Annotated in this window: 6 protein-coding genes; 1 reads left to right on the top strand and 5 read right to left on the bottom strand. The window is 72.6% G+C overall.

Translation table 11 applies throughout. The annotated features are described in order from the left end of the window. Window positions 1-358, bottom strand: a 358-nt coding sequence (locus tag FV230_RS22935; RefSeq protein ID WP_281408315.1) for a DnaA N-terminal domain-containing protein, incomplete at its 3' end; no start/stop codon positions are given. Window positions 359-1,264: 906 nt separating this feature from the next. Then, window positions 1,265-1,537: a 30S ribosomal protein S20 gene (gene rpsT, locus FV230_RS22930; protein WP_147728871.1), complete on the bottom strand. Its 273-nt coding sequence runs from the start codon at window positions 1,535-1,537 to the stop codon at window positions 1,265-1,267. A 292-nt stretch (window positions 1,538-1,829) separates the two neighbouring features. Between rpsT and speB the strand changes: the two genes are divergently transcribed. Continuing rightward, window positions 1,830-2,798 (top strand): agmatinase, encoded by a 969-nt coding sequence (speB, locus tag FV230_RS22925; protein ID WP_147844044.1) that lies wholly within the window; start codon window positions 1,830-1,832, stop codon window positions 2,796-2,798. Here the strand turns inward: speB and FV230_RS22920 are convergent. From FV230_RS22920 to FV230_RS22910, 3 genes are all read right to left on the bottom strand, one after another. Then, window positions 2,777-3,817 carry an aldose epimerase family protein gene (locus FV230_RS22920; protein WP_147844043.1) on the bottom strand — a complete coding sequence of 347 codons (1,041 nt, stop codon included), beginning with the start codon at window positions 3,815-3,817 and terminating at the stop codon, window positions 2,777-2,779. The two genes, speB and FV230_RS22920, sit on opposite strands and share 22 nt — an antisense overlap. A 51-nt stretch (window positions 3,818-3,868) precedes the next feature. Then, the gene (locus FV230_RS22915) at window positions 3,869-5,638 is read right to left on the bottom strand and encodes an ABC transporter transmembrane domain-containing protein (RefSeq protein WP_147844042.1); all 1,770 of its coding nucleotides are present in this window, start codon (window positions 5,636-5,638) and stop codon (window positions 3,869-3,871) included. Window positions 5,639-5,745: 107 nt separating this feature from the next. Continuing rightward, on the bottom strand, window positions 5,746-6,196 hold a 451-nt coding region (locus FV230_RS22910), incomplete at its 5' end, for a Spy/CpxP family protein refolding chaperone (protein ID WP_147844041.1).

Here is a 6,196-nt window from a genome sequence, read left to right as displayed (position 1 = left end):
AGGAGAGTGTCAGTGATGCATGTCGACGAGAGCGTGTCGGGCGGACGGGGGCGGTGGTGCCGCGCACGCCGACCTCGATGCGGCCGATCTCCTCGACCTCGGCCTTGAACGTGTTCAGCACCCGGTCGAGGTAGTGCGACTCGATCCAGCTCTTCAGGAACCGGGTCGGCACGGTGAGGCGGGCGGTGCCGCCGACGACGCAATCCAGCTCCAGGCGGGCGAACCAGCTCGCGAACACGTCCTCGCCGAGCTCGGCCCGCAGGCGGCGCTTCACCCGTCCCCAGGCTGCCGCGGCCTCCGTGGACCCGTTTCCTCCGCCGCTTCCGCCGCCGCCCGACACGCTCTCGTCGACATGCATCACTGACACTCTCCTCGCACCGAGGACGGGAGACCCGCCGACGGGGCGTACGCACGCACACTGGAACACCCCGTGAACACGGGCGGGGCGCAAAAATCGGAGGGAGTCAACCCGTCCGACGACGCTGCTGGTCGATTTGAAGAGCCTATCAACAATTGCCTACGGTAGTTTTAACAGTGGGACTTGCGGGGAAAGCCTTGACCGCCACTTCGGCGAGTCGAGCGGAGTCGAAGCGACACACGATACGGCTTTGATTCGACGCATGATTCGGCTTGGTGGCGGAGATGCTGTGGGTTTGCTGGGGCGTGGTGAGGTTTTGTTAAGCTACACCCGCCCCGAAGACTCCGCAACGAAATGGATTTTTGAAAATGGGTTAACGCTTCGTCACGCGCCAAGCGCGGACAAGGCGCGAACATCGATCGCGCCCTCAGGCGCTTCCGGAGCGCGTCTCGACGGCGGTGTCGCGGGCAACGATCGGTCCGCACACCCGGCCTGGCGCCCGGATCTCCGCGTTGCTCGCCCCCGCGACGGCGACTGAACGGCGGCGTCGTGCCGGCGCGGCGCCGGGGCCCTCTCCCGTTCGGCAGGGGGACAGGGTCAAGGGGACAGGGTGAGGGGACAGTCCGGGCAGGTCGCACCCCGACCCACTCCCGGACGGGGGAGGGGGCCGCGCGGGCCTTCGAAGGCTCACCGGCTGCCATCGTACGCAAGATGGGTTGATGCGGCAGCCCGCTTCGGGGGAGGGCGATCGCGGAGGGTGCGCGCCTCACGTCGAGCGCGGTCGCCGTCCCGAAGAATGAGAGCATGGCCGCGATGGCTCGGGCACACGAAAAAGCCCGGCGCGAAGGCCGGGCTTTTTCGTATCGGGACCTGATGGCGCGTCGGCGGTGCCGACGGCGGCCGCGCCTAGGCGGCGGCGGCCAGGGCCTTCACGCGGGCGGCGAGGCGCGAAACCTTGCGCGAGGCGTTGTTCTTGTGAACGATGCCGCTCTGGGCGGCCCGCATGATCTCCGGCTCGGCGGCGCGGAGCGCGCTGAGGGCGTCGGACTGCACGCCCGCGGCGATGGCCTCCTCGACCTTGCGGACGAAGGTACGCATCCGGGAGCGGCGCGAGCGGTTGATCGCCGTGCGCTTGGCGATCTTGCGGGTCATTTTCTTGGCCGACACGGTGTTGGCCATGGGCATCCTCGTATCAAAGGGCGGGGACCTTCGAGCTCGGGGAGCCTCGGATCGGTCTGCGCTGGGTGTGGCGAATGGCGAAGCCGACGACGCGTGCAACCGCACGGGCCCTCGGCAGAGCCGGCTCTATAGCCACGGGACGCCGCGTCGTCAACGCGGATCGGCGCATCCGGCTTGATCGCGCCGGGCCGGCCCGGGATGATACCGGTCGATCCGGGGAGGGACCAGCGTGGTGCACAGGGTGAGCGAGGCGGATGCGGCTCGCATCGCGGCGTTCCGTCCGGCCTCCGGCATGGAGACGCCGCGCTTTGCCGGCGTGGCGAGCTTCATGCGGCTGCCCTGCCGCGATCCGCGAAGCGCCGATGGCGTCGAGATCGGCCTCGTCGGCATCCCGTTCGACGGGGCGACCACGAACCGGCCGGGCACCCGCCTCGGCCCGCGCGGCGTGCGCGAGGCCTCGACCGGCACGCGGGCGATCAACCATGCGAGCGGGCTCGCGCCCTACGCGCTAGCGGCCTGCGCCGACCTCGGCGACGTGCCGGTGAACCCGATCGACGCCGGCGAGACCTGCCGGCGGATCGAGGCGTTCATGGGCGGCCTCAGAGCGGCCGGCATCGTGCCGCTCGGCGTCGGCGGCGACCACCTGATCAGCTATCCGATCCTCCGGGCGCTCGGGCGCGACCGGCCGCTCGGCCTCGTGCACATCGACGCCCACAGCGACACCGACGACGTGCAGTACGGCGGCACCCGGCTCACCCACGGAACCCCGTTCCGCCGCGCGGTGGAGGACGGCGTGCTCGATCCGCGGCGCTGCGTGCAGATCGGCATCCGCGGCAGCATGGATGCGGCGGACGAGCGCGACTGGGCCTGCGCCCGGGGCATCCGCGTCATCACCATGGAGGAGGCCGCCGGCCGCGGCATGCCGGAGGTCGCGGCCGAGGCCCGCGCCATCGCCGGCCGCGGGCCGACCTATCTCAGCTTCGACATCGACAGCCTCGACCCGGCCTATGCGCCCGGCACCGGCACGCCGGAGATCGGCGGGCTGACCACCCGCGAGGCGCTGGCCCTGCTGCGCAGCCTGCGCGGCCTCGACCTCGTCGGCGCCGACCTCGTGGAGGTGGCGCCGCCCCTCGACCCGTCGGGGCTCACCGCGCTCACCGGCGGCCAGCTCGCCTTCGAGATCCTGTGCCTGCTCGCCGACGCGGTCGCCGCACGCCGGGCGGCGCGGGCGGACGCCGATCAGGCTAGCGAGAACCGGTAGGTCGTCGCCGACGTGAAATGCTCGCCGGGCCGCAGCACCGCCGGCGGGAAGCCGGGGTGGTTCGGGGCGTCGGGGAAGGCCTGAGTCTCGAAGCAGACCGCGTCGCCCGAGCGGTAGATCCGGCCGCTCGGGCCGATCAGCGTCCCGTCGAGGTTGTTGCCGGTGTAGAGCTGCAGGCCCGGCAGCGTCGTCGCCACGTCGAGGCGGCGCCCGCTCCCCGGCTCGATGCAGGTCGCCGCCGGCCGCAGCCTTCCGTCCGCATCGCGGAGGACGAAGCAGTGGTCGTAGCCCTTGGCGAACGCGAGCTGCGGATCGCCGTCGCGGATGCGCCGGCCGAGCGCCATGCCGGTGCGGAAGTCGAACGCCGTGCCGGCCACCGGCCGCAGCGTGCCAGTGGGCACCTGCGTCGCGTCGGTCTCCAGCACCGCGTCGGCCGGGATCGTGACGACGTGACCCATGACGTCGCCGGCGCCTTCGCCCGCCAGGTTGAAGTAGCCGTGGTTCGTCAGGTTGAGCACGGTCGGGCGATCGGTATGCGCGCGGTAGTCGATCCGCAGCGTCCCGTCCTCGGGCAGGCCGTAGGTCACCGCGACGTCGAGGTTGCCCGGAAATCCCTCCTCGCCGTCGGACGAGCGGCGCGCGAGCGTCAGGTGCGCGTCATCGACCGACTCGACGCGCCACATCCGCCGGTCGAAGCCGCGCGGCCCGCCATGCATCGCGTTCGGCGGCTCGTTGATCGGCAGGGCGTAGGCGTGGCCGTCGACCGTGAAGCGCCCCTTGGCGATGCGGTTGGCGAAGCGCCCGATCAGGCCGCCGAAATGCGGGCTTTTGGTCTCGTAGCCCGCCACCGTATCGAGGCCGAGCACGACGCTGCCGACGCGCCCCCCGCGATCCGGCGTCTCAATCGCGGTGACGATCCCGCCGTAATCGAGCACCTGCACGCGCAGCGGCCCGCGCACCAGGGTGAAGCGCGTCACCGTCTCCCCGTCCGCCGTCCGTCCGAAGGTCTCGCCCGTCATCGCCCGTTCCCGTCCCGTGACGCGGGGATTACGCGCGAGACCCGATTCGGCTCACGACACCGGCGCCGGTGCCGGGTCGTCCGAAAGCTGCATCCGGTGCAGGCGGGCATAGGCTCCGCCCTGGGCGATCAGGGCCTCGTGCCGCCCGGTCTCGACGACGCGGCCGCCCTCCATCACCACGATCAGGTCGGCCTCGCGCACGGTCGAGAGCCGGTGGGCGATGACCAGGGTGGTGCGGCCCTTCATCAGCCGGGTCAGCGCGTCCTGCACCAGGCGCTCGGATTCCGAGTCGAGGGCCGAGGTCGCCTCGTCGAGGAGCAGGATCGGCGCGTCCTTGAGGAAGGCGCGGGCGAGCGAGATGCGCTGGCGCTCGCCGCCCGAGAGCCGCCCGCCGGCGGGCCCGACGCGGAAGTCGTAGCCCTCGGGCAGCCGCGCGACGAAGCCGTGGGCGGCGGCGGCCTCCGCGGCGGCGACGATTTCGGGCATCGTGGCGCCGGGCCGGCCGAAGCCGATATTGGCGGCGATGGTGTCGTCGAACAGCACCACCTCCTGCGACACCACCGCGACGGCCGCGCGCAGCGACGCCAGCGTCACCCCGCGCACGTCCTGCCCGTCGATGGCCACCGTTCCGGCGGTGGCGTCGTAGAGGCGGGGCACGAGGTTCAGCAGCGAGGACTTGCCCGAGCCCGAGCGGCCGACCAGCGCCGTGGTCGAGCCGGCCGGCACGACGAGGTCGATGCCCTCCAGCGCCGGCGCGTCCGGCCGGTAGCGGAAGTGCAGGTTCCGGTAGGCGATCTCGCCCGGTCCCCGCCTCAGCGCGACGGCGGCGGGCGCCTCCCGGATCGTCGGCGCCTCGTCCATCAGCGCGAAGTAGCGGGTCAGCGCGGCGGCCGCCTCCTGCAGGATCGCGTTGAGGGTGCCGAGCGCGCGGGCCGGCTGGGCGGCGAGCAGGAGCGCGGCGACGTAGCCGGTGAAGTCGCCCACCGTGCGCTCGCCCGCCATCACCCGCTGGCCGACCAGCATCAGCACCGCCGCCACGGCGAACCCGCCGCCGACCTCGAGCAGCGGGTCGAGGCGCCCGCGGGCGTTGGCGGCCTTCATCTTCAGGCGCCGGACCGAGTCGAGCGCGTCGGCCGCGCGGCCCTTGAGGTAGCCCTCCATCGCGTAGGTTTTTGCGATGCGCACCCCCTGGAGGCTCTCGGAAATCAGGCTGGCGGTGGCGCCCATCTGCTCCTGGGTGGTGGTGGAGACGCGCCTGAGCTTCTTGCCGATCCGCCCGATCGGCCCGGCGACGAAGGGCACGGTGACCGCGGCCACCAGCGTCAGCACCGGATCCATCCAGATCAGCGCCGCGACGAGGCCGACGAGCATGGCGACGTCGCGCAGCAGCACGGTCGAGATCCGGGTCAGCGCCTCCTTGATGAAGGCGAAGTCGGTGGTGAAGCGCTGTGTGAAGGCGGCCGGGCTCTCGCGCCCGAGCTGCGCCAGGTCGGCGTCGATCAGGTGCCCGTAGAGCGCGGCCTGCATGTCGGCCTCGACCCGGGTCACGACACGGTTGGTCAGCACCGTCTGGCCGAACAGCGCGAAGCCGCGCACCGAGGTGACGACGATGACGATCAGCGGGCCGTAGGCCAGCGCCCCGGCATCCTTGCGGTCGAAGGCGTCGAAAGCGCCCTTGATCAGCGCCGGGTACAGGCCGGTCGAGGCGCCGACCAGGGCGATGAGCACCAGCACCACGGCCAGCGTGCCCCGGTGCGGCGACAGCCACTCGCGCCAGAGCCGGCGGAGCAGGGGGATCGTGTCGCCCTTCAGGCGCGCCATCGCGGGTTCCGAGATCGTCCGGGCGAAGGGCGCCGGCCCACCGTCGCCCGAGGCGGCGGTGGCGCGGGTGTGCCGCCCCGGCCGCCGCGGATCAAGCGCCGCCTGCGTCAGCGCCCGTCGCGGGGGCCTTGCTCGCCCTCGCCGCCGTCCTCGCCACGGCCGCCGTGGCGGTGCCGATGGCCGCCCATCGGCCCGGCCAGGATCATCGCCCGGCGCTTCTGGTCGGGGTCGAGGGTGGCGTAGAGCGGCCCCGAGGCGTCGGCGAGCTTGCCCAAAGCCGCGCCGCGGGCGGTGGCGGCATCCGCCATGGCGCGCAACGCCGCCGGCGCGTCCTCGTCCATGCGCTTGCGATCGCGCATCGCGGCCATGCGCTCGCGGCGCTGGCGGGCGAGATCGCGCATCGCCGTCTCGACCGGCGGCCACAGCTTCTCCTGGTCGGCGTTGAGGCGCAGGCCTGCATGGAGCGCCGCGATGCGGGCGTCGGCGAAGGCCGCGCGGTCCTCGGGGGAGAGCCGGCTCCAATGGCCGCCCCAGCGGCGGGGCGGGCCGTCCTCGCCC

Origin of the sequence: Methylobacterium sp. WL6 (genome assembly GCF_008040095.1) — a bacterium.
Lineage (GTDB): Bacteria > Pseudomonadota > Alphaproteobacteria > Rhizobiales > Beijerinckiaceae > Methylobacterium.
The sequence above is the reverse complement of the archived record's forward strand: the minus strand, read 5'-3'. Positions and strand labels throughout refer to the sequence as shown.

Bases quoted from the DNA above. Each gene is read 5' to 3' on its own strand.
- rpsT (WP_147728871.1), bottom strand. From the start codon at position 1,537: ATGGCCAACACCGTGTCGGCCAAGAAAATGACCCGCAAGATCGCCAAG.
- speB (WP_147844044.1), top strand. From the start codon at position 1,830: ATGGAGACGCCGCGCTTTGCCGGCGTGGCGAGCTTCATGCGGCTGCCC.
- FV230_RS22915 (WP_147844042.1), bottom strand. From the start codon at position 5,638: ATGGCGCGCCTGAAGGGCGACACGATCCCCCTGCTCCGCCGGCTCTGG.
- FV230_RS22920 (WP_147844043.1), bottom strand. From the start codon at position 3,817: ATGACGGGCGAGACCTTCGGACGGACGGCGGACGGGGAGACGGTGACG.